Here is a 254-nt window from a genome sequence, read left to right on the forward strand (position 1 = left end):
GGATCGTGCACTGGTGTAGCGCAGCCGATGACGAACCCCTTCATCCAAAAGACCAGGCTGGTCGGCGTCGATCGAGCGCAGGGCAAGGATAGCTTTGGCGAGCACTGTGTGCCGGTGGATCGGAGTCATCCCGCCGGCTTCGAGGAAACCCTCGTATCCATCGACGTCGTCGGCACGAAGATCGGCGGGCTTCTTTGCCGTGGAATGCTCGCGCAGATATGCGAAAAACTTTAAGTAGGCCTGCAAATGCTGCT

Annotated in this window: 1 pseudogene; it reads right to left on the reverse strand. The window is 58.7% G+C overall.

The features are described 5' to 3' along the window. Nucleotides 1–254: pseudogene (locus SB764_RS42580) on the reverse strand (hypothetical protein); the annotation flags it as partial.

Source organism: Paraburkholderia sp. SIMBA_027 (assembly GCF_046535315.1).
GTDB lineage: Bacteria > Pseudomonadota > Gammaproteobacteria > Burkholderiales > Burkholderiaceae > Paraburkholderia > Paraburkholderia tropica.